The 26,005-nt window shown below is 66.8% G+C and carries 27 protein-coding genes; 13 read left to right on the top strand and 14 right to left on the bottom strand.

Going from position 1 to position 26,005, the window contains the following annotated elements; genetic code table 11:
- The first annotated feature begins 31 nt into the window (after window positions 1-31).
- Window positions 32-829, top strand: a complete 798-nt coding sequence (locus QOL15_RS00960; RefSeq protein ID WP_071246370.1) for an SDR family NAD(P)-dependent oxidoreductase — start codon at window positions 32-34, stop codon at window positions 827-829.
- Complete coding sequence (locus QOL15_RS00965) at window positions 829-1,761, top strand: SDR family NAD(P)-dependent oxidoreductase (RefSeq protein ID WP_071246368.1); 933 nt, start codon at window positions 829-831, stop codon at window positions 1,759-1,761. The genes QOL15_RS00960 and QOL15_RS00965 overlap by 1 nt, the downstream gene beginning before the upstream one ends.
- Window positions 1,762-2,024: 263 nt before the next feature.
- On the opposite strand, the gene QOL15_RS00970 is transcribed toward QOL15_RS00965, so the two are convergent.
- Entirely contained in the window at window positions 2,025-4,982 is a 2,958-nt protein-coding gene (locus QOL15_RS00970) for a CBM35 domain-containing protein (RefSeq protein ID WP_217640984.1), read from the bottom strand.
- 123 nt (window positions 4,983-5,105) lie between these two features.
- Window positions 5,106-6,116, bottom strand: coding sequence for a LacI family DNA-binding transcriptional regulator (locus QOL15_RS00975; RefSeq protein WP_083393899.1), 1,011 nt, complete (start codon window positions 6,114-6,116; stop codon window positions 5,106-5,108).
- Between the two features lie 134 nt (window positions 6,117-6,250).
- Between QOL15_RS00975 and QOL15_RS00980 the strand changes: the two genes are divergently transcribed.
- The 4 genes from QOL15_RS00980 to QOL15_RS00995 all read left to right on the top strand — a co-directional run bounded on the left by QOL15_RS00980 (window position 6,251) and on the right by QOL15_RS00995 (window position 11,331).
- Window positions 6,251-7,963: an alpha-amylase family glycosyl hydrolase gene (locus tag QOL15_RS00980; RefSeq protein ID WP_071246364.1), complete on the top strand. Its 1,713-nt coding sequence runs from the start codon at window positions 6,251-6,253 to the stop codon at window positions 7,961-7,963.
- Window positions 7,964-7,995: 32 nt separating this feature from the next.
- Window positions 7,996-9,363 (top strand): ABC transporter substrate-binding protein, encoded by a 1,368-nt coding sequence (locus tag QOL15_RS00985; protein ID WP_071246363.1) that lies wholly within the window; start codon window positions 7,996-7,998, stop codon window positions 9,361-9,363.
- A 1-nt stretch (window position 9,364) separates the two neighbouring features.
- Window positions 9,365-10,333 carry a carbohydrate ABC transporter permease gene (locus QOL15_RS00990; RefSeq protein ID WP_175470240.1) on the top strand — a complete coding sequence of 323 codons (969 nt, stop codon included), beginning with the start codon at window positions 9,365-9,367 and terminating at the stop codon, window positions 10,331-10,333.
- Between the two features lie 113 nt (window positions 10,334-10,446).
- Entirely contained in the window at window positions 10,447-11,331 is an 885-nt protein-coding gene (locus tag QOL15_RS00995) for a carbohydrate ABC transporter permease (protein ID WP_071246359.1), read from the top strand.
- A gap of 311 nt (window positions 11,332-11,642) precedes the next feature.
- On the opposite strand, the gene QOL15_RS01000 is transcribed toward QOL15_RS00995, so the two are convergent.
- The 8 genes from QOL15_RS01000 to QOL15_RS01035 all read right to left on the bottom strand — a co-directional run bounded on the left by QOL15_RS01000 (window position 11,643) and on the right by QOL15_RS01035 (window position 17,507).
- Entirely contained in the window at window positions 11,643-12,593 is a 951-nt protein-coding gene (locus QOL15_RS01000; RefSeq protein WP_071246357.1) for an NAD(P)-binding domain-containing protein, read from the bottom strand.
- Between the two features lie 535 nt (window positions 12,594-13,128).
- Entirely contained in the window at window positions 13,129-14,157 is a 1,029-nt protein-coding gene (locus QOL15_RS01005) for a hypothetical protein (protein ID WP_071246355.1), read from the bottom strand.
- Complete coding sequence (locus tag QOL15_RS01010; protein WP_139197393.1) at window positions 14,157-14,408, bottom strand: hypothetical protein; 252 nt, start codon at window positions 14,406-14,408, stop codon at window positions 14,157-14,159. Before QOL15_RS01010 ends, QOL15_RS01005 begins: the two co-directional genes overlap by 1 nt.
- On the bottom strand, window positions 14,405-15,214 hold the full coding sequence (locus tag QOL15_RS01015) for an antitoxin VbhA family protein (protein ID WP_139197392.1): 810 nt from the start codon (window positions 15,212-15,214) through the stop codon (window positions 14,405-14,407). Before QOL15_RS01015 ends, QOL15_RS01010 begins: the two co-directional genes overlap by 4 nt.
- A gap of 93 nt (window positions 15,215-15,307) precedes the next feature.
- A complete protein-coding gene (locus tag QOL15_RS01020; protein ID WP_071246349.1) occupies window positions 15,308-15,583 on the bottom strand; it encodes a hypothetical protein in 276 nt (91 codons plus the stop codon).
- Complete coding sequence (locus tag QOL15_RS01025) at window positions 15,583-16,608, bottom strand: hypothetical protein (RefSeq protein WP_071246347.1); 1,026 nt, start codon at window positions 16,606-16,608, stop codon at window positions 15,583-15,585. The genes QOL15_RS01020 and QOL15_RS01025 overlap by 1 nt, the downstream gene beginning before the upstream one ends.
- 10 nt (window positions 16,609-16,618) lie before the next feature.
- A complete protein-coding gene (locus QOL15_RS01030) occupies window positions 16,619-16,933 on the bottom strand; it encodes a hypothetical protein (RefSeq protein WP_071246343.1) in 315 nt (104 codons plus the stop codon).
- Entirely contained in the window at window positions 16,926-17,507 is a 582-nt protein-coding gene (locus QOL15_RS01035) for a hypothetical protein (protein ID WP_139197391.1), read from the bottom strand. Before QOL15_RS01035 ends, QOL15_RS01030 begins: the two co-directional genes overlap by 8 nt.
- A 202-nt stretch (window positions 17,508-17,709) precedes the next feature.
- Here QOL15_RS01035 and QOL15_RS01040 point away from each other — a divergent pair, with 202 nt between their 5' ends.
- Window positions 17,710-17,949, top strand: a complete 240-nt coding sequence (locus QOL15_RS01040) for a hypothetical protein (protein WP_071246339.1) — start codon at window positions 17,710-17,712, stop codon at window positions 17,947-17,949.
- 40 nt (window positions 17,950-17,989) lie between these two features.
- Window positions 17,990-18,385 (top strand): hypothetical protein, encoded by a 396-nt coding sequence (locus QOL15_RS01045; RefSeq protein ID WP_139195340.1) that lies wholly within the window; start codon window positions 17,990-17,992, stop codon window positions 18,383-18,385.
- Between the two features lie 212 nt (window positions 18,386-18,597).
- On the opposite strand, the gene QOL15_RS01050 is transcribed toward QOL15_RS01045, so the two are convergent.
- Window positions 18,598-18,993: a hypothetical protein gene (locus tag QOL15_RS01050; protein WP_139197390.1), complete on the bottom strand. Its 396-nt coding sequence runs from the start codon at window positions 18,991-18,993 to the stop codon at window positions 18,598-18,600.
- 39 nt (window positions 18,994-19,032) lie between these two features.
- Between QOL15_RS01050 and QOL15_RS01055 the strand changes: the two genes are divergently transcribed.
- Window positions 19,033-19,362 carry an alpha/beta hydrolase gene (locus QOL15_RS01055; RefSeq protein WP_071246333.1) on the top strand — a complete coding sequence of 110 codons (330 nt, stop codon included), beginning with the start codon at window positions 19,033-19,035 and terminating at the stop codon, window positions 19,360-19,362.
- A 70-nt stretch (window positions 19,363-19,432) separates the two neighbouring features.
- On the opposite strand, the gene QOL15_RS01060 is transcribed toward QOL15_RS01055, so the two are convergent.
- A complete protein-coding gene (locus QOL15_RS01060; RefSeq protein WP_083393897.1) occupies window positions 19,433-20,329 on the bottom strand; it encodes an aldo/keto reductase in 897 nt (298 codons plus the stop codon).
- Between the two features lie 160 nt (window positions 20,330-20,489).
- Between QOL15_RS01060 and QOL15_RS01065 the strand changes: the two genes are divergently transcribed.
- Window positions 20,490-21,026 carry a TetR/AcrR family transcriptional regulator gene (locus QOL15_RS01065; RefSeq protein ID WP_175473813.1) on the top strand — a complete coding sequence of 179 codons (537 nt, stop codon included), beginning with the start codon at window positions 20,490-20,492 and terminating at the stop codon, window positions 21,024-21,026.
- Between the two features lie 157 nt (window positions 21,027-21,183).
- Here the strand turns inward: QOL15_RS01065 and QOL15_RS01070 are convergent, their stop codons facing one another.
- The gene (locus QOL15_RS01070) at window positions 21,184-21,978 is read right to left on the bottom strand and encodes an SDR family NAD(P)-dependent oxidoreductase (RefSeq protein WP_071246329.1); all 795 of its coding nucleotides are present in this window, start codon (window positions 21,976-21,978) and stop codon (window positions 21,184-21,186) included.
- Between the two features lie 231 nt (window positions 21,979-22,209).
- Between QOL15_RS01070 and QOL15_RS01075 the strand changes: the two genes are divergently transcribed.
- Window positions 22,210-23,757 carry an MFS transporter gene (locus QOL15_RS01075; protein ID WP_305405096.1) on the top strand — a complete coding sequence of 516 codons (1,548 nt, stop codon included), beginning with the start codon at window positions 22,210-22,212 and terminating at the stop codon, window positions 23,755-23,757.
- Window positions 23,758-23,762: 5 nt separating this feature from the next.
- Window positions 23,763-24,605, top strand: coding sequence for a DNA-3-methyladenine glycosylase (locus QOL15_RS01080; RefSeq protein WP_071246326.1), 843 nt, complete (start codon window positions 23,763-23,765; stop codon window positions 24,603-24,605).
- 28 nt (window positions 24,606-24,633) lie between these two features.
- Here the strand turns inward: QOL15_RS01080 and QOL15_RS01085 are convergent, their stop codons facing one another.
- On the bottom strand, window positions 24,634-25,053 hold the full coding sequence (locus tag QOL15_RS01085) for a hypothetical protein (RefSeq protein ID WP_139197389.1): 420 nt from the start codon (window positions 25,051-25,053) through the stop codon (window positions 24,634-24,636).
- A 131-nt stretch (window positions 25,054-25,184) separates the two neighbouring features.
- On the opposite strand from QOL15_RS01085, the gene QOL15_RS01090 reads away from it, so the two are divergent.
- The gene (locus QOL15_RS01090; RefSeq protein ID WP_139197388.1) at window positions 25,185-25,688 is read left to right on the top strand and encodes a hypothetical protein; all 504 of its coding nucleotides are present in this window, start codon (window positions 25,185-25,187) and stop codon (window positions 25,686-25,688) included.
- The last annotated feature ends 317 nt before the right edge of the window (window positions 25,689-26,005 follow it).

Below are 26,005 nucleotides of genomic sequence, written 5' to 3' on the forward strand. Positions count from 1 at the left end.
CATGCGGTCCAGTCCGTGGTAGGACTGGGCCATGCAGTCCAACGAAGAAGAACTCGTCTCTCTGGTATCCGATGACCGACTCTCCGGTCAGACCGCACTCGTCACCGGCTCGAGCAGCGGTATCGGGGAGGCGACCGCCCGAGTACTCGCCGCGTCCGGTGCCCATGTCATCGTCAACGGTCGCGATGCCGAGCGCACGCATGCTGTCGTCACCACGATCGAACGTGCGGGCGGCAAAGCGTCACCGCTCGTCGCCGATCTCGGTACATCGGCCTCCGATGTCCGCCGGTTCGCCGCTGAAGCCTCGGCCCTCGCCGGTGGCCAGATCGACATCCTGGTGAACAACGCCGGGATCTACCCGGCGACCGCCACCGCCGATCTCGCTGACGACGACCTCGACGCGGTCCTCGCCATCAACATCCGTGCCCCACACGTCCTCGTGGCGGCCCTCGCGCCAGCCATGGCGGAGCGCGGCCGCGGATCGATCGTCAACATCGGATCGTGGATGGCCCGAGTCGGCCTGCCCTTCGGAGCCATGTACACCGGGTCGAAGGCGGCACTCGAGCAGATGACGCGCACATGGGCGGCCGAATACGGGCCTCAAGGGGTTCACGTGAACACGATCGCTCCCGGGGCCACGAGCACTCCCGGCAACGCTGAGAGCGAAGACGTTCTCGCGGCGATGACTGCCGTGACAGTCGCAGGGCGCCCGGTACGGCCCGTCGATATCGCCTACGCCGTCCGGTTCGCTGTCTCGGACGAGGCCTCGTTCCTCCACGGCACGATCATCGACGTCGACGGCGGAATCGCCAACACGCGGCTCGGCTGATGCCCGACCTGCGAGAACCGTTCGGAGCCGAGTCGACCGCACTCGAAGTCATCGACGGAATCGACCTTCACCACAGAACAGCAGTCGTAACCGGTGCAGGATCCGGCATCGGTATTGAAACGGCCCGTGCCCTGGCTGCGGCCGGTGCAGCGGTCACCCTCGCCGTCCGCGACGTCGCGACAGGGGACCGAGTCGCGGCAGACATCCGTGCGAGCACTGGCAACGACGCCGTCCGTGCTGCGTTCGTCGACTTGGCCGATGTTGGATCCGTCCGATCGTTCGCGAGCTCGTGGTCGGGACCACTCCACCTGCTGGTGAACAACGCCGGCGTCATGGACCTACCCGAGCAGCGGACCCCCGAGGGCTGGGAGATGCATTTCGCCGTAAATCACCTCGGCCATTTCGCCCTCGCGCAAGGTCTGCACCCGGCGATGCGCTCGGCCGGTGGTGCGAAGATCGTGTCGCTGAGTTCCAGTGGACACGCATCCTCGGGCATCCGATTCGACGATCTGTTCTTCGACAGAGACCCCTACGACCCGGGTCTCGCCTACGGGCAATCCAAGACAGCGAATGTGCTCTTCGCCCTGGAGGCGACCCGACGGTGGGAGGGCGACGGAATCGCAGGATCAGCGGTCATGCCCGGCGGCATCTGGACCAACCTGCAACGCCACTGGGACCCTGCCGTGCTTGCAGGCATGAAGCGGCGGTACCGCACCAAAACCGTCCAGCAAGGTGCTGCGACGAGCGTCTACGTCGCAACGCGCGCTGAACTGGGGCCAGGGACTCCCGCCTACTACGAGGACTGCCATCCGGCCAAGGTCGTCGCAGCGATCCAGGGAGGAGTCCACGGAGTTCTCCCGCACGCACTGGACCCCGTTGCAGCAGATTGGCTCTGGGACGCATCGGAACGGCTGCTCGCACAGTCGCGGTAGCTGCCGAGGAATCGGCGGTTCCAAGGGGTCGTTGGAACGGGTAGTTGGTTCGAGTCCGAGAGCAACCGTTCGAAAGCTTCTGCCGGGGTCTGGCGGGCAGTGCGGTGCGGAGTAGTCCGTCGAGTTTCGGTCGGAGTGGTCGATCTGGGCCACGTTCACCGCGCGGCTGCGCCCGCATTCATCCGCTGCCGGGTCGCACGGCGGCGGCTCCGGCCCCCACGCGTGAGCGCTGGAGGACCGGAGCCGCCGGGAGTCGAATCAGGTCAGAACCCGCTGTTGCCGGACCCTCGCACCAGCGTGTACCCGGTTTCGTTCAGGAGCCCACCGGAGGTCGCACCAGTGACGCTGGTGTTCGACACTGCAGCGCTGCCGGCCGCGTTCAGGTCGAACCCGTACGTGCCCGCACCACTGATCGTGACCTTGTCGAAGGACAGGTTCGAAATCGTCTTCTGATAGCTGAGCAGCACCGCTTGGTAGGTGCTGTCGGTGATCGTCATGTCCGTCACGACGATAGGGGTGGTGATCTCCGCGGTGTCGGCGTAGATCCAGAGCGCGCCGAGGTTTGTGGCCCAGTTCGGTTCGCGGCTGCCGGTCCGGACGAGGGTGTTGCGGGCGATGGTGGTCGTGCCAGCGAGCGGCACCGGGTTGAATCGTGTGCCGACGGCGATGCCCGAGGCGCTCGTCACGGTGTCGCTGACGATCGAGTCCGTCGCCGAGTTCCGCGTGCCGCCGTAGATGCCGATGCCGTTGGCGAGCACGGGGACCTGGACGGTGTCGAACCGGAAGGCCGAGTCGGTGACGGGCGTTCCGTCGGAGAACATCGCGAGTGCGTCGTCGCCGGTGTTCCGGACGACGGTCTGCTCGACGACGGCGTTCACGACATTGGCGTGCAGGTTGACGCCGTCCGCGAAGGTGTCGCGGATGCGCAGTCCGACGACGTCGAGACCGTTCGTGCCCGAGTCTGCCCAGAGTCCGACCTTGGTGTGCTCGATCCAGATGTCCTGCAGGAGCGAGCCGGTTCCGAAGTTGCCTTCGAGGGCGGCGTCGAAGGCCGCGTCGTCGCGGTACCGGACGTCTCCGAGGATCGAGAGGTTCGCGATCGTGACGTTGCTGCCCGTGGCGAAGAACCCGCCCTTGCCGCTGGTGCCCTGAACGTTGGAGTACCACTCGCCTGCGCCAAGGATCGTGACGCCCTGAACGTTGATGCGCGAGGTGATCCGGAAGGTGCCAGCCGGGATCCACACTGGCATGCCCTGCGCCTTGGCAGCGGCGACGGCGTTCGTGATCGCGGTGGTCGAGTCTGATCCGTCCGACTTCGCGCCGTAGCTCGTGATGCTCAGGGCACCGGTCGGGGCGGTCAGCGCGTCGGGCACGGTCTCGGCGTCGATGAGGTCGATCGTGTACGAGGCGGCCGTGGATGACGCGTCTTTCTGCAGGGTGAGGACGGTGCCCTTCGGGAACGATCCGATCTGGACGCGGGTGTCGTCGTAGAAGCGGTGCGCTCCGCCGCCGGACGGGTTGTTGTTGTACGGGTAGGCGCCGTAGACCCAGCTGTAGACGGAGCTGAGGGTCACGTCCTTGACTTTGGTGCCGTTGGCGTAGAGGGCGAGCGGCGCGGTCTGTCCGGCGCCGTTAGCGGTGTCCGGGATCGAGGCGCGGATCGTGAGCGCGTTCGCCGGCTGCGTCAGGGTCACGGAGACCTTCTGCCCGGTCTGGTCGAGGCGCACTGCGCGACGGCCACTCGACTCGGCCTGGATGGTGCCGAACGTGCGATCGGCGGCGAGGACGGTACCGGTCGTGGTCCCAGCCTCCGCTTCGTACTCGGTGTACGGAATGGTGGCTCCGCGGACCGCGAGCGTACCGACTCCGGCGACGTCGAGGCTGTCGATCGCGACGTCGCTGCCGGCGGTGGTCGCGGCGAGCTGGACGGTGTTGATCCCGGCCGTGAACGGCAGGCTCGCGGTTGCGGTCCGCCATCCAGAGCCGGAGGTGAGGGCGATCGTGCCCGCCGCTCGGCCATTGACGGTCAGCGCGAGGGTACGTGTCGTGCCGCTGGTGTTCTGGAAACGGAGGGTGGTTGTGGCTGTCCCGGCCGTGGGCATCGTCAGGGTGCGGATGATCCGGGCGCCGGCGGTTCCGAAGCCGTTCACGGCGCCGGTGCCGGTGTACCCAGTGGTACTCGTGGTGACGGTGGCGCCGCCCGAGCGGAAGGCCGACTCGGCGTCGGCGGGCGACGCGGCCGACCCGCCAGATCCGGGTGAACCCGGATCTGTCGGCGTCGAGGTCGTCGCGACGGTGAGCGCGTCGATGTTCACATTCCCGGTGTCGGCGGTGCCGAAACGGTAGGCGATCGTGTGGTTGCCGGCCGCGAGTGACACGGCCGTGGTGATGGTGCCCCATGTGTTCCAGTCGGTCGTGGCGGGGAGGCTGATCTGCTGTGCGGCGCCTCCGTCAACGACGAGCGAGAGCGTCTTCGCGGACCCGGTGCCATTCGCGTACCGGAGCGTCAAATCCGTGCTCCCCGCGCCCGCCCTGGACACCGCGAACGCGACCTGCGCGGCGCCCTTGTTGCCGTCGGTGAACCCGCTGGCGAACCCGGAGCCGGTGAACCCGGTGTGGTCCGTGCCGACGACCACACCCCCGGTGAGCGTGGCGGACTCCGCCTCGAACTGCGGTCCGGTGGAAGAACCTGCGCCGGTCGTCGCCGGGGTGAGGTCGAGGGCGTCGAGGTTGACGTTGCCGGTGTCGCCGGACCCGAACGAGACCGTGATGGTGTGCGTCCCAGCGGTGAGCGTGCTCGTGAGCGTGGCTGCGGCCCAGGTGTTCCAGTTGGCGGTGGCAGGCAGGGACACCTGCTGCACGGCGCCGGAGTCAATCCGGAACGACAGGGTCTTTGCCGACCCATTGCCGTTCGCGTAGCGGATCGCGAACGTCTCGCTGCCCGCTGCTGCTGCAGTGACCCGGAATGCCGTGGCGGCGGAGCCCTTGTTGTCGTCGGTGTACCCACCAACGAACCCGGCACCGCTGTACCCGGTGTGGTCTGAGGTGGAGACGGCGCCGCCGGAAAGGCTCGCAGACTCGGCTTCGTAGCGAGTGGTGGTGGCGGCTGCCGCGGGGGCTGCGACGCCGAGACTCAGGGCCAACGCTGAGGCAGCGGCGACGGCTCCGGCGAGCGATCCGGCGAGTGCTCGGCCGACTGTGGTGGTGGGGGGTCTGCGCACGGTGCTTTTCCGTTCAATCAGGACCGCGTCGTTGCGGTTGAGCGCTAAACTAAACGGGCTGGAACCATTTCCGCAAGACCCACGCCAGAGCAGACCGCAGGGTCGGCAGCAACGCCCCGGATGTCAGGGCCGAGCGGTCGACTCTCGCACCACGAGCTCGACGGGGATCACGACCGGGTCTCCCGGGGCGCCGCCGCCGCGCACCTCGTCGAGCAGCATGCTCGCTGCGATCGACCCCTTGGCCGCGACGTCCTGCCGCACAGTGGTGAGCTTCGGCGTGACGTAGTGCGCCACGTCGATGTCGTCGAACCCGACAACCGAGACATCCCCCGGGACCGATCGTCCGCTCTGACGGATACCTTCCATGAACCCCACGGCCAGGATGTCCGCGGTCGCGAACACCGCTGTGACAGCCGGGTGCGACGTCGCGAGCGAGCGCCCGCCCTCGACCCCGAACTCCCACGTCGGGTCGACGGCGATCCGGTCGGCCGGGCCCCATTCCACGCCGGCGTCGGCGTGCGCCTGCAGGAACCCCTCGAAGCGCTGCCGGACCAGGCCGACGTCGGAGAACTTCGGGCCCGCGAACGCGATCCGCCGGTGCCCGAGCGACAGCAGGTGGGCGGCGGCCAGGCGTCCGCCCTCATGGTCGTCCGAGCGCACCCCGGTGGTCCGTGGGTTCGACGAGTAGCTGTCGAGCGCGAGGATCGGCGTGCCGTCGGTCGGCCGGAAATCGTCGACCTCCTCGTCGAGGAAACCGAGCACCACGGCGCCGTCGAGGTTCCAGGACCGGAGGGCGACGTCGACCTCCGCCTTCTCGCTCACCCCGCGGAACAGCAGGTGGTACCCGCGATCGCGCAGCTGACGCTCGAGGAACCCGAACACTGCGACGTTGTGCGGACTGAGTACGAGGATGTCGTGCTCGGACGACGGCACGAGCAGACCGATGAGCCGCGAGGACTTGGCGGCGAGGCTCCGTGCGGACGCGTTCGTCACGTATCCGCGGCGGTCAACAATTGCTCGAATACGTTCGATGGTGCCGGTGGACACCTTGTCGTGGTTGCCGTTGACGACGTTCGAGACCGTCATGAGGCTGACGCCGGCCTCGGCGGCGATGTCCTTCAGGGTGACGGGCACGGGCAGTTCGATCCTGTTTCGGGTGGGAGTTGACATCGAAGATCGGAGCACCATATTGTCACTCCAGCGCCAAGTATAGCGCTAAACCAAATCCGGTCGAGGCGACGTCGCCCGACCGTCGGAAGGACCGGACGATGACGCTCAGCCCGACCCGTGACTCCGAGGTCACGCCCGGTGGACCCGCCGCGGCCCGCACTGGCCTGGAGGCACGAGCCGCCTCCACGCCGGTCACGGACCGAGAGTGGTGGCGTACCGCTGCGATCTACCAGGTCTACGTCCGCAGCTTCGCCGATGGCAACGGCGACGGCATCGGTGATCTCGCCGGCGTCCGGTCCCGCCTCGGATACCTCGCGAGTCTCGGGATCGACGCGATCTGGTTCACCCCGTGGTACCGGTCGCCCCTTGCAGATGGAGGGTACGACGTCGAGGACTACCGTGCGATCCACCCCGACTTCGGGACGGTCGCCGAGGCCGAGGCGCTGATCAGCGAGGCCGCGGCGCTCGGCATCAGGTCCATCGTCGACGTCGTGCCGAACCACGTCTCCGACCAGCACGCGTGGTTCCGCGAGGCCCTCGCCAGCGAACCCGGCAGCGACGCTCGGGCGCGGTTCTGGTTCCGCGACGGCAAGGGGCCGAACGGTGACCTCCCCCCGGGGAACTGGCCGTCGAGCTTCTCGGGCAGCACGTGGACGCGCACCATGAACCCCGACGGGACTCCGGGGCAGTGGTACCTGCACCTCTTCACACCCGAGCAGCCCGACCTGAACTGGGGCCATCCCGATGTCCGCCGGGAACACGAGGACGTCCTGCGCTTCTGGTTCGACCGCGGCGTCGCCGGTGTCCGGATCGACTCGGCTGCCCTCGTGGCGAAGGACCCGGAGCTCCCGGAGATCGACGGTGAGTACGCCGCAGGGCAGCACCCGAACCTCGACCGCGACGACCTGCACGAGATCTACCGCGGGTGGCGCACCATCGCCGAGGACTACAGCGGTGTGCTCGTCGGGGAGATCTGGCTCGCGGACCTCGAGCGGTTCGCACTGTACCTCCGGCCCGACGAGATCCACATGGCGTTCAACTTCGACTTCATGTCGCGTCCCTGGGGCGCCGATGGGTTCCGTGCCGCGATCGCGGAGACGCTCGCCGCGCACGAGCCGGTCGGGGCCCCGGCGACCTGGGTTCTCTCGAACCATGACGTCACCCGCCCGGTGACCCGGTTCGGGCGGGCGGACAGCGCCTTCGCGTTCGATGCGAAGCGGTTCGGAACACTGAGCGACCTCGTCGTGGGCGCCCGCCGTGCACGTGCTGCTGCGATGCTCGTCGCCGCACTCCCTGGTGCGCTGTACGTCTACCAGGGGGACGAGCTCGGCCTGCCCGAAGTCGAGGACATTCCGCTCGACCGCCTCGAGGACCCGATGCACTTCCGGTCCGGCGGTGTCGACCCCGGCCGTGATGGCTGCCGGGTCCCGATTCCGTGGACGAACGATGCCGCCAATGCAGGGTTCAGCCCTGACGGAACAGATGCCGCGCCCTGGCTCCCGCAGCCCGCGGACTGGGCGAGGTACTCGGTGACCGCGCAGCAGGACGACCCGACGTCAACGCTCACGCTGTACCGCCGGATGCTCGAACTCCGCCGGGGCGACGACCTCCAGCACGGCGCGTTCTCTTGGCAGGATGACACGTCCGACGTGATCGCGTTCCGCCGGGGCGCACTGCTCCACCTCACGAACTGCGGGACGACCAATGTGCCGCTGCCCGACGACGCCGACGTCGTGCTCGCCAGCGGCCTCCTCACCGACCACACCCTCCCCCCGGACACGAGCGTCTGGCTCGCCGTCCACTCCGTCTGAACCCGAACACCCCGACACAAGAGGACCCGACGATGAAGTCACGTAGCAGGATCGCGTTTGCCGCGATCGCCACCACCGCAGCCATTGGCCTGCTCGCCGGGTGCAGCACCGGCTCGGACGCCAGCTCCGACGGGAAGACGAAGATCGTCGTCGCCGTCGACGCTGGCCTCGAGAAGCCCGCCAAGGTCGCCTTCCAAAACCAGGTGAAGGCGTTCGAGAAGGCGAACCCGAAGATCACGGTGACGAGCCGTGAGTACACGTGGACTGGTACGACGTTCGCCGCCGAGCTCGCCGGCGGCACTCTGCCGGACGTGTTCACTATCCCGTTCACGGACGGTAAGTCGCTCATCCAGCAGAACCAGATCGCGGACATCTCCGGCCTGGTCTCGAAGCTGCCGTACGCGGAGAAGTTCAACCCGAATGTCGTGAAGAACGGCGAGAACGCGGACGGCGACATCGAAGCCCTCCCGATCGCGGCGTACGGCCAGGCGCTGCACTACAACCGCGACCTGTTCACCCAGGCCGGACTGGACCCTGACTCCCCGCCGACCACGTGGGCCGAGGTGCGCGCCGACGCGAAGCAGATCGCGGACAAGACCGGCAAAGCCGGCTACGCGACGATGACGCAGGGCAACACGGGCGGCTGGATCCTCACGTCCCTCGCCTATGCGATGGGCGGCCGTGCGGAGACCGGAACCGGTGCGAAGACGAAGGCGACGGTGGACAGCGCAGCGTACGAGAAGGCCCTGACGCTGATGAAGGACATGCGGTGGAAGGACGACTCCATGGGCGGCAACTTCCTCTACGACTGGAACGCCATCAACCAGGCCTTCGCCTCCGGTCAGGTCGGCATGTACGTCTCCGGCGGCGGCAACTACGGCTCGCTCATCTCGCAGAACCAGATCGACCCCAAGTCGTACGGTGAGACGGTCGTGCCGCTCAGCGGGAAGGACGCCGGAGCCCTCGGCGGCGGGACCCTTGCCGCGGTCAGCGCCAAGTCGACCGCCGAGCAGCAGATGGCAGCGGTCAAGTGGATCGACTTCTACTACATGCAGAAGCTCTTCACGAAGGCTGACGCCCAGCGCGACGCGAAGACCCTCGCCGCCTCCGATCAGCCGGTCGGCGCCCCGCAGGTGCCGGTGTTCGACAAGGCGACCTACGACAAGACCCTCGAGTGGACGAAGGAGTGGATCAACGTCCCGCTCGACCAGATGAAGCCGTACACCGAGCAGCAGTTCGACCAGACGATCGTCCCGGAGCCGGCGAAGAACACGCAGGAGCTCTACGGCCTGCTCGACCCGGTGGTCCAGGCTGTCCTCACGGACAATTCCGCGGACCCGGCCAAGCTGCTGTCGGACGCGCAGACGCAGATCCAGGCCAAGCTCGATTCGGCCAAGTGAGATGACGACCAACGCAACCGGGTTGCGGGACCCGGGCCGAGCCTCCCGTCCGGACCGTGACGGTCCTCGGGACCGGCGGCGCACTCCTGCGACCTGGTTGCGTCGGGGTGGGCTCTCGACGCTCGTCTTCGCCCTCCCGCTGATCCTCGTCTTCGGACTGTTCTCATGGTGGCCCATCGTCCGCGCGACGGTGATGTCCTTCCAGCAGACGAACCTGGTGACCGCGCCGACGTTCGTCGGTTGGGACAACTTCGTCAACGTTTTGCACGACCCGCTTCTGCCGACGGCCATGGGCAACACCGTGTGGTTCGCGGTGCTGGCCCTGGTGTTCGGCTACCCGCTGCCGCTCGTGATGGCGGTGCTCATGAGCGAGCTCCGCCGGGCCAAGGGCTTCTTCAGCGCCCTGGTGTACCTGCCGGTGGTCGTGCCGCCGGTGGTCGCGGTGTTGCTCTGGAAGTTCTTCTATGACGGCTCCGCGACCGGGGTGTTCAACACGATCCTGGGGTTCGTCGGCATCCCGCCGCAGCCGTGGCTGCAGAACGCCGGGACGGCGATGCCGTCTTTGGTGCTCGAGGCGACGTGGGCAGCGGCTGGCGGCACCGTGATCATCTACTTGGCGGCGCTGCTGTCGGTACCGCCGGAGCTCTACGACGCCGCCGAGGTGGACGGCGCCCGTGTCTGGCGGAAGATCTGGCACGTCACGCTGCCGCAGTTGCGCGGCGTGTTGTTCGTGACGCTCATCCTGCAGGTGATCGGGACCGCGCAGGTGTTCCTTGAGCCTTACCTGTTCACTGGAGGCGGGCCGAACAACTCCACCACCACGATCCTGCTGATGATTTACGACTACGCGTTCGCCAACTCGACCGGCGGCGACTACGGTTCGGCGACGGCGCTCAGCATCATGCTCGCGGTCGTGCTCGCGGCGCTCAGCATCCTGTACTTCCGACTCACGAAGAAGTGGAGCGTCTGATGACCTCGACGGTTCCCTCCGCCCCGGTCCTCGGCTCCGACGACCCCGCCGGCGCGAGCGTCGCACCAGTGCGACGGAGCCCCCGGCGGCCCGTTCGCCTCTCGTCCGGGCAGATGGACAGCACAACGCGCGGGATCGTCGCCCGTGCCGACCGCGGTCGACGGTCGGTTCGGGCGTCGCTGTTCTCGCTGAACGGGCTCCTGCTCATCGGCCTGGTCGGTCTCGGACTCGGGCCGATGCTCTGGCTCGCGAAGTCCGCGATCACGCCGACCCAGGACACGCTCCGGACGCCGCTCGCGCTGTTCCCGAACGGGGTTGACTGGGCGAACGTCTCCGCGGCGTGGAACGACGTCCACATCAGCCTGTACTTCGGGAACACGCTCGTTCTGGCGGTCGGGGCCTGGGTGATGCAGATCCTGGTCGCCACGACCGGCGGCTACGTGCTCTCGATCCTGCGGCCGGCGTACTCCCGCGTGCTCGAGGGCATGGTGCTCTCAACCCTGTTCATCCCGTCCGTGGTGCTCCTGGTCCCCCTCTACCTGACGATCCTGCACCCGCCGGTGATCGGAACGTCGCTGATCAACACGTACTGGGCGGTCTGGCTGCCGGCCGGGGCGAACGCCTTCAACATCTTGCTCGTCAAGCGGTTCTTCGACGCCCTCCCGCGTGAGGTCTTCGAGGCCGCGTCGACCGACGGCGCCGGACCCTTCCGGATGTTCTGGTCGATGGTGCTCCCGATGTCGAAGCCGATCCTCGGAGTGGTGTCCGTATTCGCGGTCATCAACTCGTGGAAGGACTTCCTCTGGCCGTTGCTCGTCCTACCGAACCCGGCAATGCAGCCGCTGTCGGTGCGGTTGCCGAGCATCCAGTCCACGACCGAGCTCGACGTCTTCCTGGCGGCGCTGGCGATCTCAACGCTCATCCCGGTGGTGCTGTTCCTCGGGTTCCAGCGGATGTTCCTCAACTCGGCAGGGCTCGGCGGGGCGGTCAAGGGCTGACGCGACCGCCGAGCGTCGGATGCGGCCCGGTGACGGGCTGGAGGCGCGCAGCGGCGGGTTCCGCGCCTCCACGGTGGAACGAGGCGACCTTGGGGTCGCTGACGCCATCGATTGCTGACATGTGGACCGCCGCCGGTTCCTCACGTGCTGATAGCGGCACAAGCGGCACTGCAGCCGAGCTCAGGTTTCGTCTTTCGAGCGCTGGAAGGTCTCGGGGTGCGGTCAGGAGTGAGCGTCCGCGCGGGGACAAGTCGGGGCGGCCGGAGCGGAGCAATCCGCTCCGGCGCGCCAGGTCAGTATCTGTTTTTGGGTCAGGAGTGGGCGGTACCGAGAGCGATGTCGCGCGCGTCTCGGAGGACGGCGGCGCTGTGATGGAGTCCGGCGAGCTCCTCGTCGGTGAACCGGGGCAGGATCGTCCGCACAACGCCTCCGGCGCCGAGGATCGAGGGCAGTGCCAACGTGACGTCGTAGTCGGACTGGTAGGAAGCGACGGGGAAGACCGCGTTCTCGTCCGTGACGATCGCTTCGGCGAGGCGCCCAACGACGGCGCCGATGCCGTGTTGGCTCGCGCCGATGCCCTCGATGATGGTGATGTTGCCGAAACGGACATCGGACTCGATCTGGTTCTGGATCGCTTTCGGCACGCCCCCGAGCCGGCGGAATTCGTCCAAGACAGGTGCGCCGCCGACGGTTGCGGTGGACCACAGCACCACGCTTGAGGTGCCGTGCTCTCCCACGACGCTTGCCTGCACGTCCCGGGCATGTACCCCGAGGTGCAACGCGATGTGATGACGAAGGCGCAACGAGTCGATGACGGTTCCCGCAGACACGATGTTCGTCGTCGGCGCCAACGCCCGGGCAAGATCCGCCAGCGGGTCGGGCGGATCTGTCACGACGAGCAGCGTCGCCTCCGGGGCCGCATGCGTCGCGGCCGGGATCATTTCCCGATACGCCTTCGCGTTCACTGGAATCAGATTGAGCCGTCCCTTCGGGTCGTTGCGATCCGTCGCGCCCCCGTTCTTCTCGTTCACTCCTGCGGTCACGATCACCAGAGACGCACCCTCAAGTTGGTCGTAGCCGCCTGCCCGGACGCTCGACAGAGACGACAACGCTGCAACATAGGTCATGTCCTCCGCCAGACCCGCAGCTTTCTTCTCGTCCCGGTCGACGATCACGACGTCGGGGCTGACCCCGCCTGTTCGGACCAGAGCCGAGATGGTAGCGGCACCGACAGAGCCAGCCCCAATGACACCAATTTTCATCAAAATCTCCTCAACGCCTCGATGTTTCAAAAGATACGCGAATGCTGTTGCGCTGGTTCCTCCCGTGGTTCGGATGGTCGACCGGGAACGTCGTTGAGGCGGGGCACTTGCTCGGGGTGCACCGAGAGACGTGCTGTTCGAGAGAGGCCGGCGCCAGCCTGAACGTGTACACAAGCACCCGCTTCCAGACACTTGTTTGGGCCGGGAAGTGGTGGGTGGGGTGTACTTACGCAGCAGTCCGGCGGCAGGGGCGCGAACCAGGCCCGCTGCAGCCGCTGAACTAGGCGTAAAAGTACGCATGCTGGGCGCAGCTAGAGACGACGTTACCGGACGGACGTTGTCTGGTGGAAGCGCTTCAAGCCGCGGGTGTCGACGTTCCCGGCATCGACCACGCCAGCTCTCCAAGGCGTACTGCGCTCGTCACGGTTCACGGTTCACGGTTCACGGTTCACGGTTCACGGTAGAGGAGACGATCAGTTCGCCCTCGGCGCGAGCGCAAGCAACAATGTTGGATTCGACTTCTCATTCCCCATTCTCAGTTCGGCAGATTCCATCGGAGGTCGTACCCGGTGTCGGCCAAGAACCACAGCTGGCTCCGGACTTCTTCCAGCGCTTTCGTGTCGTCGTCGTTGCGCATGTCGGCGCGGAGGAGCGTGTTGGCGGTGATGATGTCGTCGGTTCGGTCGCTGTAGCCGGCGTGGGTGGCTGTGAGGCTGATGGTGGGGTCGGCGGGGAGGATCAGTTCGGTGCCGGAGTAGCCGACGGTGTCGGGTTCGAACCCGAGGGTCGCCATGTCGAGTTCGTGTTCGGTGAAGGCGACGAGCCGATACGGCATGTCCCGCTTGGTGATGAGCGGGTAGCCGGGCAGTTCCGAGATGGCGCGTCCGGAGATACGGCACCCGGCACTGATGAGCCGCTCTGCCTGTTCAGGAAGTGGCAGGTCGGATGTCCACTGGGTGCGGACGCCGCCTGGTCCGGGGTAGCAGGCGATGGCGAAGTCGACGAGGCCGCCGACCTTCCGTGATTCCCATCCGATGTCTGTGCGGTGAACGCGTTTCCCGAGGCGTGCGAGCGCGTCATCGACCTGCCCCGCGGTGAGTCCGGCGCGAACCATCTTGTCGAACGTGGCGCCGTTGACGGCGAGTATTCGTGCGACCGCGAAGGTGACGTAGATCGGCGCGGCGTCCTTCCACCGCTCGAGCACACCCAGGACCTGCTTTCCGTCGACCCACACCCGCCGCCGGTCCACGTCGACGAGCAGCACGGTCTCGGTCTGCTCCGCGAGAGCGATCTGCGTCGTCGTCACCGTCCGTGGCGCCAGCAGCAGCAATTCCACGGCTGCTTCTGCCTCGGCGCGTGGTCGTTGCGTCAGCGTTGGGAAACGTGCGCGGCGACCGTCGGCGAGGCGGATCGTGTCCTGCGACTCCACGACCGCGGGCAGGCCAGCAAGCTTCAGGACCGCGAGAGCGCCAGTGAGGTCGGTGGTGTCGCCGAGCCCGTACGGCATCGTGATCTGCGGCCGGCCGGCGTAGGCGGCAGTGACCCATTCGAGAGCGGGCCCCATCAGCTGCGTTCCTCCCGCGTGTCGGGTCGGATGAGCGCCATCAACCAACTGGCTTCGGTGAGGAACGGTTCCCACCCGTCCCGAGGGTCCCCGTGCGCGGGTTCGACCCGGTACGTGGCGGCGTCGCCTGAGCCGGACACGATGACCCGTCGCAGTTCAGCCTCGGATGTGTCGCGGAAAAAGAGATGCCCGTGGACGCCGTGCATGTCGAAGGCGACGCTGATGAGGAACAGGTCCGGCCGGCGGGTCACTGCCGCCACCGCCGTCCGCGGAACAGGGCGACGATCGTCGCGAGCGGCCGGCCCTGCAACATCCAGGTCAACGGTGTCAGCGGCTCATCCTCGATGGTGAGGAAGCGGCGGGGTGTGGTCATGAACTCGGTCATCGCCGCCGCGTCGAGCAGCGGCTGCGGTGCCGCCGCGTAGAGGACGTCGAGGCCTGGCAGCAGCGATGACGGGTCGCCGAACTCGGGGAGCACGGGCTTGACGAGTTGCCAGTCGGGGATGCGTTCTTCGCCCCCGAGGTCGAAGCTCGTCAGCCGGTTCGCCTCGAACAGCTCACCGACCTCCTCAATGCTCACCTGCAGCGCGGCGGCGACTTCTGGCTCGGTGAGAGTTGTGTTGAGGAGGTTCCGGCGGATGCGGGCCCGCGTGGTCTGCCACCAGTCCTCAGACACGTCCGCCGGACCAACAGCGCTGTGGTCGGGTTGGCGGGGGATCTGTCGGCCTTCGTCGGCGTACGCGGACAGCTGTTCGCGGGTGACTTCACCGCGGGCGTACATCCACAACTGCGACTGCCACGGCATGTCGTCCGGGAACCCTTCCAAGTAGCCGGAGTGGATCACCGCCCGGACGGCTTTCTCCCGCTTCGCGATCTCGGATGCGGGGATGAGGAGGGTCTGCACGATACGGTTCGCTTCCCGCACCGCCGGCACGTTTAGGTCCGACAGGACCGTGTTGGTTTTGTCGTAGAGCTCGTACCCGGGCTCGACGTCGATGGGGCGGACGAGGATCTGCGCCAGGTGCGCGTCCGGGTTCTCGGTGTCCTCGAGGAGCACGTGCCCCCAGAGGATCCGGTCGTTTGACAGGTGCATGGACACCAGACGCATCATCAGCAACTACCTCCAAAGGTCGGGCGTGAGCAGAGCGGATCAGAGCTGCGGAAAGTCAGTGGACGTGCGGCCGATACGTTCCGGTGTGTAGCGGAGGAGGAACCGCATGATCCGGTCCGCTTCGACCATCGCCGGCCACGTCGGGTCCTGACCGTCCGGGTCGACGTTGGTGAGCCGGAACCAGGGCGGCTCGTCGGCATGATCGATGAGCACCGTGGACGGTGGCGCGTCGGGGTGGTCGGGGTCGGTGAACATGACGGAGCCGAAGAACCGGGTGTCGTCGTACGCCAACGTCAGCGACAGCAGCTGCAGCATCAGCCCACCCCGCCCTTACCGCTACCGCTGCCGTTATCGCTGCCGGGGTGCCAGCGGAGGTCGTGGGCGAGGTCGGATCGGAAGTGCAGCAGCTGCCGCAGCCCGGTGACCGCGTCCGTGTTCGCGGTCACCCAGCTGTCCTCGTAGAGGACGTGCGCGGTGATGAAGTCGTCTGTGCAGCATCCCTCCGCGCCGGTGAGGATCGTGGTGTCCTGCGGGATGACGACCGACACCGTTGCGTCGTCTACTGTCGCGGGCTCATACCCGAGCGCGGCCATGTCGGGGTGCTGGGCGAAGAACGCGGTCAACCGGTCCGGCGGGACGAGGACGCCGGACTGCTGCGCCGCCCACCGGTCCGACATCACCCCACCCACCCCGATCAGCTGGTCAGCCTGCGCGTCGATGGTGTCGTCACGCCGCCAGCAGGTCCGGACCCCGCCATACCCCGGATACGCCGCGAGTGCCCAGTCGACCAGCGCGGGCCCATCCGTGGCTTCCCATCCGATGGGCGTATCGAACACGTGCGAACCGAGGGTCGGCAGCGCGGTGCGGACCTCGCCCATTGAGATGCCGGTGCGGTCCGCGATAGCGCGCGTGCCGCCGCCGTGCATGACGATGCTGCGGGCGATCGCGAACACAGTCTTCCAACCTGGGGTCGCTTCCCGCTGCATCGACGTGCCGTGCACCTGCCGGCCGTCCGCCCAGACCCACCCCCGTTTGCCGTTCACCACCACCAGGTCCGGGTATCGGCGCACCAGCGACAGCACTCCACCCTCGGACCCGCCAGGCAGCAGGATCACATCGTCAACACGCCCGCCAGCACCGCCGTCAATGACGGTGGTGGTCGGGTCCGGGGTGGCGAGGAACGCCGTCCGGCCGTCGTCGAATCGGAGCCGGTCGAACGCTTCGATGCGGGCCGGCATACCGGCAGCAGCGAGAGCTGTGAGCGTCTGGGTGACGTCAATCGTGTAGGCAAGCCCGAACGGCAACGACAGGATCGTCTGCTCGTGGCGGATGTTCTGCACCCATCGCCGGTCAGACATCAGCCGGCCCAACCGCTTCCGGTCCACGGCCCACGGCGCGCAGCTCGGAAAGCACCGCGAGCACCTGCGTCGCTGCTTCCAGGAGTGGGTCCGTAGGGTCCGTCAACGGTGCTCCGTTGAGCAGCGTGAACGCCGACCCGTCCTCTGTTGTGCGGACGTTGACGGTCCGTTGCAGGATCTCTGGTCCGGTGGAGTTCGTGAACGTCATCCCCGCCAACGTGGGCCAGATGACAGCGTCGAACTGCGCCGACAACGACAGCAGCCGCAACGGCACCGGCTCGAACTGCGGCGCCCCACGCTCACCCATCGCCAGCCAACTGTGGGTCGTCCTCCGACAGCCGCTCCAGCCCGAGCCCGGATGCGTCGAGGATCGCGTTCTCAGACTCCTCGGTAGCGACGAACGAACCGATCTGCGCATTGACCGCGACAAGAGTCCCTATCCGACTCCGCGCATCCAACGCCACCGCGGCGACCTCCTCAGCAGTGCAGTCGGACGTCAGCTCCGGCTTCGACGGGTGCAGCGCGGGGAACTCGAGCTGCTGCACGGGCGGATGCCACTTCACCCCGACGCGGAGGACTCGGCCGTCGGTGTTGTTGCGGTAGAACATTGATCCGAAGGGATGACCCTGGTCGAGAGTGAGGTCCGCGCCGTAGAGCGTCCAACCGTCGGCCGCATACGACGGGTCCCACCGCTGCACCGTGAGAGCGCCGACCCCCATCTTCAGACCTGCGATGAATGCTTCGTCGGCTTGGACCTCGACGAAGAATTCCCGAAGGTGCGGCGGAACTTCGTGCCGGAAAGATGACAGTGGCACGCGCTGGACTGTTCGTCCCGAGGTTCTCTGGCTCTCGGCGCCGGCAGGGTCAGCTTCATCGGTCATCGAAACGCCTCCTAACCACGAAGCGGCTGCGCCCACTGCATCTCGCCGCCAGACGCTCATAGTAACGAGCGCTCACGGGGGTGTCTAGAGGGAGTTGCGCGATTCTCGCCGTCGTCTCCAAGCCCCAGCGTCTTCCACTGAAACCGGATCGATCCGCGCATACGGTCGACGCCGCCGCACCCTGCTCCGGCAGAACGGACCGATGATGAACTCGACACGCTTTGCTTCCGCCGCGGACGAAACGGAGATCGCAACGATCACCGACGACCTCGAAGTGCGCATCAACGAACGACCCACCGTCACCATCGTCAGCTGCACCGGGACCGCCACACTCGACTACGACGACACCGTCGACGTTGTCGCCGCGCTCACCGAAGCGCTCACCATCCTCCATGATCGCGGAGCAGGCACGGCGTATCCGGACGATGAGACGCGACAGTAGACGCGGATCGCCACTGCCGTCCGCCGCATATGAATGAACCGTGACAAATCATCTCGCCCTCTTCGACGAGCGTCCCTCAACGCCCGACGCTGACCCGAGAGAACATGCGGCGCGCCTTCCAGCTCGTGATGCCAGGCCGCGCGCCGGTCGGTGCGCGGCGAGGGATCCCGGCTCGGCGCTGGTGGTGATGTGCGCGGTTCTGGTATCCCTGGCTCCGCTGGCCGCCATCGAAGCGATGCTTGCGGGGCTGCTTGTCGGCTCAGCCCGCGATCCGGAACTCGTTTGGTCTGCGATGCCGCTGACGTTCCTGCCCTGCGTCGCGGGGGCAGTCGCTCTCCGTTCCGGAGCCGGCGGATTGCGCTGGTGGTGGGTGCTGCCCTCGGTGATTCTAGGAGCGCTCGGGCTCACTTTGCTTTCACGGACGTTCTTCGGCTGACACAAGAGCGCCGCATCCTTTGAAAAGGCGGACGAAATCGGCTGGCTCTGCTTCCCCGACCGCTACCACATCGGTGCGCAAGCGAGGATCACCGTCGGGCGCGGAAGGGCGCCGCGAAACCCGGAGTGGAGGTCCTCGCCTGCGAGATCCAGCCGGCGCCCGCTGCGAGTCCGCCGAAGACAACTTGGTCGTGGTGATTCGAGGCCGACCTGTTAGGCCGCGCCGGCGCCACGGTCGTAGATGCGTTTGTCACGCAGGGCGCGCTGCACGTCCGAATCGGTCAGCGGGAGCAGGCCGTGATCCTTCGGCGCCTGCGATGAGCCCGGTTCCGGGCGCAGGCACAAGTAGATTTCTCGTATCTCGGGCCAGTCAGCTACTAACCCAAGCCGTGCTGCGCGGTGCAGCACGTGCAGCGTGCCCCTCGGTTTGAATCCGTGCTGACGAGCAAGGAGCTGACCTCCTCCGTCGTCGATGAGGACGATCACCCGCTCCCCGCGATTCCGCCGCGCCAGAGCGTGAGCGACGACCATCCGTTCGCCGATGTCCTTCGCGCGGGCTGGCTGGCGTTCGTGAGGCATTCCGAGGATCGCGGAGACGTAGCGGTCCACGTCAGGATCGACCCCTGAACGAGAGTCTAGTTCTGCGATGTGCCCGTTTCTCAGCGCCCAATCGAGTGCCCGATCCAACCCGCGGAATCGTCCGTCCTCCTCGGTTTTGTCCCGAATCTCCTGGACGACATCTGCCGGCATGGCCAGAGAAGCGGTGACGCTGCGCAACGTGTCCAGCACGTCGGCGGCCGCCTCGGAACGACGTTCTCCCACTCCGACGGCCTCGCCCTCTGGGAGAAAGCGCCCAACGCCAAGAACTTCCACGTCATCGACGGGGCGGGGCACTACGAGATGTACGACGAGCCCAAGTACGTCAACGAAGCCGTCGAGACCCTCGACGTCTTCTTCCGGGAGCACCTCGCCAGCTGAATCTCTCGACAGTGTGCGCTGTCGCTCATGACTCTCGTTAAGTAGCCGATCCGCTACCGGGCGGCGTCGTTCAGGAGGCGCGATCCAGTGCGGCCATGCTCGCTCGGTCAAGGACGACGTCGCTCACGGCGAGGTTTGCTTCGAGATGTGCGGGGTTCGCTGTGCCAGAGATCACGAAGGTGTTGGGTGCGTGATGCAGAAGCCACGCCAGGCCGATCTGAGCGGGTGACCATCCCGACGCCTCTGCGATAGCCCGTACAACCTGCTGGTCGGTGACTCGCGGTTGGCCTGGGTGGCGATTTCCGAGCGGGAAAAACGGCACCCATGCGACGCCTTCGTCGCGACAGAGTTCGAGCATCGGCTCGTCCCTACGTTCGAGCAGGCTGTAGGAGTTCTGAACGCAAGCAATACCGAGAGGGAGGGCGTGCTGCAACTCGTCGAACGTGACGTTGCTCAGTCCGATCGCACCGATCTTGCCAGCGTCCCGGAGATCGCGCAGTGCAGCAAGCTGCGCATCGAGATCCACTCGTTGTTCCGCGGGGACCTCCGGATTGACCCCAGGTCGGCGGAGGTTCATCACACCGATCTGCTCGACTCCCAACGTGGTGAGTTGTGTCTCCACGCTGGCCGTGATCTGGTTCGGCTGCTGCGCCAGCACCATTCCACCGGCGGGGTTCGGGTCGGCGCCGATCTTGCTGGCGATAAGGACACCGTCGGACGGACGGATGGCGTCGTGCAGGATCTGGTTCACGGCTCCGCCGCCGTAGAACTCCGCGGTGTCGACATGGTCGACGCCCAGCTCGATCGCACGCCGAACGAGCGCGACACCCTGGGCGCGATCTTCTGTAAGCCGGGCGAGTTCCATCGCGCCGTAACCGATCCGAGCAACAGCGCGGCCACCGAGGCTGCCGACCCCTCCCGGCCGCTTCGTTGCATCGCTGCGTGAGGGTGTGTTCGTGCCAGTCATGAAACGCCGCCTTCATCTACCATAGGGTTATCGGAGGGCACTCCGGTAACACGACCGTAGCACTACCGGAGGGACCTCCGTTATGGCCTTGTCACGTCCAGTCCGACGCCCTGTTGGTGGGTTGCCGGTGCGAGCGCACGCCATCCAGAACAGGGCACGGTTGATCACTGTCGCGCGGGCAGCCTTCACGGCAGGAGAGGTGGTGTCACTTGAGCGGATCGCCCGCGAGGCGAACGTCGGAATCGGCACGCTGTACCGACACTTTCCAACTCGGGAGGCTCTCGTCGTCGCTGTTTACAGCGAGGAACTGGACGCGGTCACCAGCTCAGCGGCCGGCCTCCTCGAGAAGAGTTCCGCCGCGGATGCTCTTGTGGCGTGGGCGCGACGATATGCCGATCTCGTCTTCGCCAAGAGGGAGATTCGGGACGTCCTCGTGGTCGCGGCGACCACTGAGGCTGGTGGCGTGCCGTCAGCGAGAGAACGAGTCACCGCCGTAATCGACGCCATCCTCACAGCAGGACGGGTCGACGGGACGCTCCGCGATGACGTTGACACCAGTGACGTCGTTGCGCTGCTGCTTGGCGCGGTACTCGCCTCAGCGGCGATTAGCTCTCCAGAACCCCTGCATCGGCGGTTCGTCCTGATTTGCGAAGCCGTCACAATCCATCGCGCATCGAGCGCCACCTCAGCACCCTGAAGCCCGCGCACCGCGGAGAGGGCCAGTCTCGATAGACGAACGTCTATCGAGACGTCCAAGAACACCGGGCGGCGCCTGTGATCTGCTCGGCCCATGGCCGAGCCCTCACCGGTCGCTCGGTTGAACGACGCGGGCGAGGGGCCTGTTCTGGATTGCTCTAGTGCCGATCGGCCGATGGGCGGACGGCGAGGTTGGAGGTGGTGTGCCCTCCGTCGACAGCCAGTGTCTGCCCGGTGATGAACGCGGCGGCCGAGCTCAGGAGGAACACCACTGCGTCGCCGACCTCGTCGCCGGTCCCGGTGCGGCCCAGGGGAACCGTTGCTCGGTACGTCTCGAACAGGACGCCGTCGCTGTGGGCGATTTCGGTCGCCTCGGTGCGGGTCAGACCGGGCCGGACACCGTTCACACGGATGTTGCGGGGGCCGAGCTCTGCTGCCAACGCGCGAGTGGCCGCGTCGAGTGCTCCCTTGGCTGCCGCGTAGAGCGCCGTTGCCGGGCTGCCGACAGCAGACAGTGTCGACGAGACGTTGACGATGCTCCCGCCGTCACGCATTACCGGCGCGGCCGCGCCGGACAGCAGCAGCGGTGCGCGGACGTCGAGTGACATCGTCGCGTCGATGTCACTCGCGCTGATCCGCTCGATCGGTGCGAAGTGCGCGGTGCCCGCGTTGTTGACCAACCCGTCGACCCGTCCGTGGCGTTCCAGGGTCTGTGCGAGGACCTCGGTCGGTGCCGCCGGGTCGTTCAGGTCTGCCTGGATCCAGCTGGCAGCCCGGCCCAGCGTCGCGGCGTGCTCACGCAGTGCCTGACCATTGCGGCCGACGAGGACGACGCGGGCTCCTGCTGCCGCGCAGTTGGCGCTGATCGCCGCGCCGAGGCCCTTGGAGCCTCCGGTGATGATGATGACCTGGTCGGTCAGCGGAGCGGCGGGAGACGAGTGGTGGGTGTGCATGCGTATGGCTGCTTCCTGTGCTTGGAACGCACGCCAGCCACCTCTCGCGAGGGTCAGTCGACGCAGAGTCAACGGGGCTGGATGCGAGGGTTTCCAGCCCCGGACCGCCCTTGCAGGACGACCGCTTCACGAAGGTGAACGCGTCGATCGTATCGCTGACGAAGTGGTCTCCAGGTGAGGCGGCCGGGTCGGATGTGGGATATTGTGGCGCTCTGACCGATTCCCATCGGTGTGGTCGACCTCGTGCATCAGCACAGGCGATCCGGGGCTGAAAACCTCCGGCGTTCCCAATCGAAGCCCGGAGGTCTTCCCATGTCGACGTCGTCGCGGACCGCGCTCAGCACATCCGCTTCTCCCCAGCGTTGGTGGGCGCTCGTCGTCCTTGCGCTCACCCAACTCGTCGTGGTGCTCGATGGCACGATCGTCACCATCGCGCTGCCGCAGGCGCAGCAGGAACTCGGCCTCACTGACCTGGAACGTCAGTGGGTCGTGACTGCCTACGCCCTGGCGTTCGGTGCCCTGTTGCTCCTGGGCGGTCGAGTCGCTGACTACTGGGGGCGCAAGCGCACCTTCTTGGTCGGCATGCTCGGCTTCGGTGCGGCCTCCGCGTTCGGCGGCCTCGCCCAGAACGGCACCGAGCTGATCGTCGCTCGCGGTCTGCAGGGTGTGTTCGCCGCGTTGCTGGCCCCGGCGGCACTGGCGCTGCTGACCGTGACGTTCCCGAGCGGCCGCGAGCGGAACACCGCCTTCGCGGTCTTCGGGGCGGTCGCAGGGGCTGGTGCCGCTGTGGGACTCGTGCTCGGAGGTGTGTTGACCGAGTTCGCCGACTGGCGGTGGTGCTTGCTCGTGAACGTGTTCTTCGTGGTCGTGGGACTCATCGGCGGGCTGCTGCTGGTGCAGGAGTCCAAGGCCGAGGGCAACAACCGCTACGACCTGGTCGGGGCTGTCACTGTCACGCTCGGACTGGGTTCGCTGGTGTACGGGTTCAGCCTCGCCGAGCACGGCTGGGGCCAGATCCAGACGGTCGGGTTCCTCGCACTCGGCGCCGGTCTGCTGGTGCTCTTCGTGGTGGTCGAGAGCCGCGTGGCGCAGCCGTTGCTGCCGCTCCGGGTCGTCACCGACCGGGTTCGAGGAGCAGCCTTCCTGGTCCAGATGATCGTCGGCAGCGTCATGATCGGGGCCATGCTCTACGTGTCGTTCCACCTGCAGATCGTGCTGGGGATGGACCCGCTGCTCGCCGGCTTGGCGACGCTGCCGATCACGCTGAGCATCATGGTCATGGTGCCGGTCGCGACGAAGCTGCTGTCAACGATCGGCCCGCGTCCCATGATGATCGGCGGACCCCTGGTCTCCGCGATCGGCCTGGCCTACCTCAGCCGCGTCACTGCCGATGGCTCGTACCTGGTGCAGGTGCTGCCGGCGTTGATCGTGCTGGGGCTCGGCATGGCGTTCGTGTTCGTCCCACTGCAGAACCTCGCGCTGACGGGTGTCGCGCCGCACGACGCCGGGGCGGCCTCGGCCACGCTGAACTCGGCGTTGCAGATCGGCGGGTCGATCGGTCTGTCGGTCTTCACCGCCCTCTACGCCGCACGCGTGGCCGACTTCGGCGCCGGCGGGTCACAACTTGACGCGTTCACCAGCGGGTACTCCGTCGCGTTCCTCGCTGCGGCGATCGGACTGGTGCTCGCATCGATCATCGCGGCCGTGTTCATCCGTGGTTCGAAGTCCGAGCTGCTGCCCCAGGTGTCCGACACCGAGGCAGCGGTGTACGTGCACTGAGCGCCGTGTCGCGACTCGAGACGGTCCACGACGTCGTCGGGCCCTGGTCGCTCGCCACCAGCAGGCGGTTCTGGGAGGGCTTCACCCCCGGCAGGCTCGCGTCCCAGACGCAGGCAGCGGGCATCCAGACCACCTTCCTGTGCGACACCGACTGGCAGCGGGTGGACGCCGTCATCACCCAAGACGGGCCGTCCGTCCGCATCGTGGTCGATGGCACCGGGGATCTGGATGCCGCGACCGACCAGGTCCGCCGGCTGCTGTCGATCGACATCGACGGACGCAGCTGGCCCGACGTCGCGATGCGCGACGGGGTCATCGCGGAGGCGCAGGCGCAGCTCCGTGGCTTCCGTCCGTGCGGCTTCTTCTCGCCCTACGAGGCCGCCGTCTGGTCGGTGCTGTCGCAACGCCTGCAAATCCGGCAGGCGGCCGCGATCAAGACACGGCTCACACAGCAGCTCGGCGACGACGGAGCCTTCCCGTCTCCTGCCGCGCTGTTCGCGGAATCACTGGTCCTGCCCGGACGCAAGGCGGAGTACCTGCACGCGATCGCCGAGGCCGCGCTCGACGGCAGACTCTCCGGCTCGTTCCTCCGATCGATGCCGTCGGCTGAGGCGTTCGTGCAGGTGCAGGGCATCCTGGGGATGGGACCGTTCTCGGCCGAGCTCGTGGTGATCCGCGGCGCGAACTTCCCCGACGTGCTGCCACACCACGAAGGCAAGCTGAGCGACGAAATCACGAGACGATACGGAACCGATCGCTCCTTCGATGAGATCACCGAGGCGTGGAAGCCGTATCGCTCCTGGGCCACGGTGCACCTGCGCGCGCTGCGAGCTGCAGAGGGCAGATGATCCTTCCGCTTAACCGCATCGGGATCGGCTACCGGACTGCTGACAGAGCCGCGATGTGTTTGACCAGACCGACCGCGTGAGCAGGCATCGCTTCAAAGAATCGGTAGAGAGTCTCGGATCGATCAACAGGACCTACGGCCCAGCACCGCTTGCCCAGGCCGAACGCAATCCCTGCTTCAGTATGCGCCGCTGCGCCAGCCGGAAGCACGAGCACAAAGTGCTCAGCCGCTCGAAGCGCGGCGAGGTCTTGCTCGAAGAGCTTCCGTACCTCCGTCGAGTCCAGCGCAGCGTTATCTGCTCCTCCTGGAGCGGCCAGTGCTGCCGCGTCCTCGTCGTACTCAGTCCGAACGAAGGAGTAGGACGACACCCCGATGCTCTCCAAGGCTTCCACGACGGTGAGGACCGCTGCTCGATTCCGCCAGCTGCCTGCGACGAAGAACTCGCTCATGATGCGACGCTAAACCACAAGGGTACTCATCGCGGAGGCGTTCCTCGAAGACTTGGCCCAGCGGCAGGATGCTCTTGCCAAGCGATTCGCGTTGCTCTTCAATCTGCGGAGGTCATGGGACCATGTGCGACGTGACCAGTCGAACACGCGCAGTCGCGCACACTCGACGGTTTAGCGACCGTCGGTCAGCGCCGCTCGGGATCGTCGTCGCTCTGTCTTGGCTGGCCGCGACGGTCCTGGGTAATCTCCTGCTCGTTCGCTACTGGCCCACGGAACAAGCATCCTGGTCGAACGCGGCTACACGAACTGCGTTCGCTTACTTCGGGTGGGGCTGGTTCGTGACGTTCGCGATCCTGATTGCCATCAGTCTTGCGGCGTGTCTTCTCCTGCATTGGTCGCGCCCGCCGGCGGCATGGCTGCCGTGGGCCCTCCCCCTGACTGCGTTACTCGTCACACTCTCGCTGGACATCTGCTTCAGGCTGTTCACCCGGACGCAGTACGTGACTGCTGCAGGTACTGCAGAAGCTGCGCGCCAGGCAAACGTCGCATCCCTCATGACACTCACGCTGGCCGTCCTCATCACCGCGCCGCTCGGCCTTCTTCTACGGAAGAAGGACTCCACACCGCATACGTGAGCACATATCCGGAGGGGCGTCCCGGTTGGGGGCCCAAGGATCGCCTACCGGACGGTGGCGGCCGCGATTGCCTCGGCGGTGGTTGCGATGGTCGCTGGGTCGCTCCTGGAAGTCGCGTCGATGACGAACGGGTCTTGCTCCACCGGTGCCTCGAAGCTCGCGCTGCGTTCTGCGAGCACCGCGTCTGTGACGTCGGGCCGCACCTGCTGTGCCCTGTTGGCTAGGACTCGTTGCTACCGCCTTCACCCACGCCAAGCGCCAGACCTCTCGGAGGCGAGCGGGCTGGAACGGAGCGATCTTCTCATGCACGGCAACGA

The organism is Curtobacterium sp. MCBA15_012, from assembly GCF_001864935.2.
Taxonomy (GTDB): domain Bacteria; phylum Actinomycetota; class Actinomycetes; order Actinomycetales; family Microbacteriaceae; genus Curtobacterium.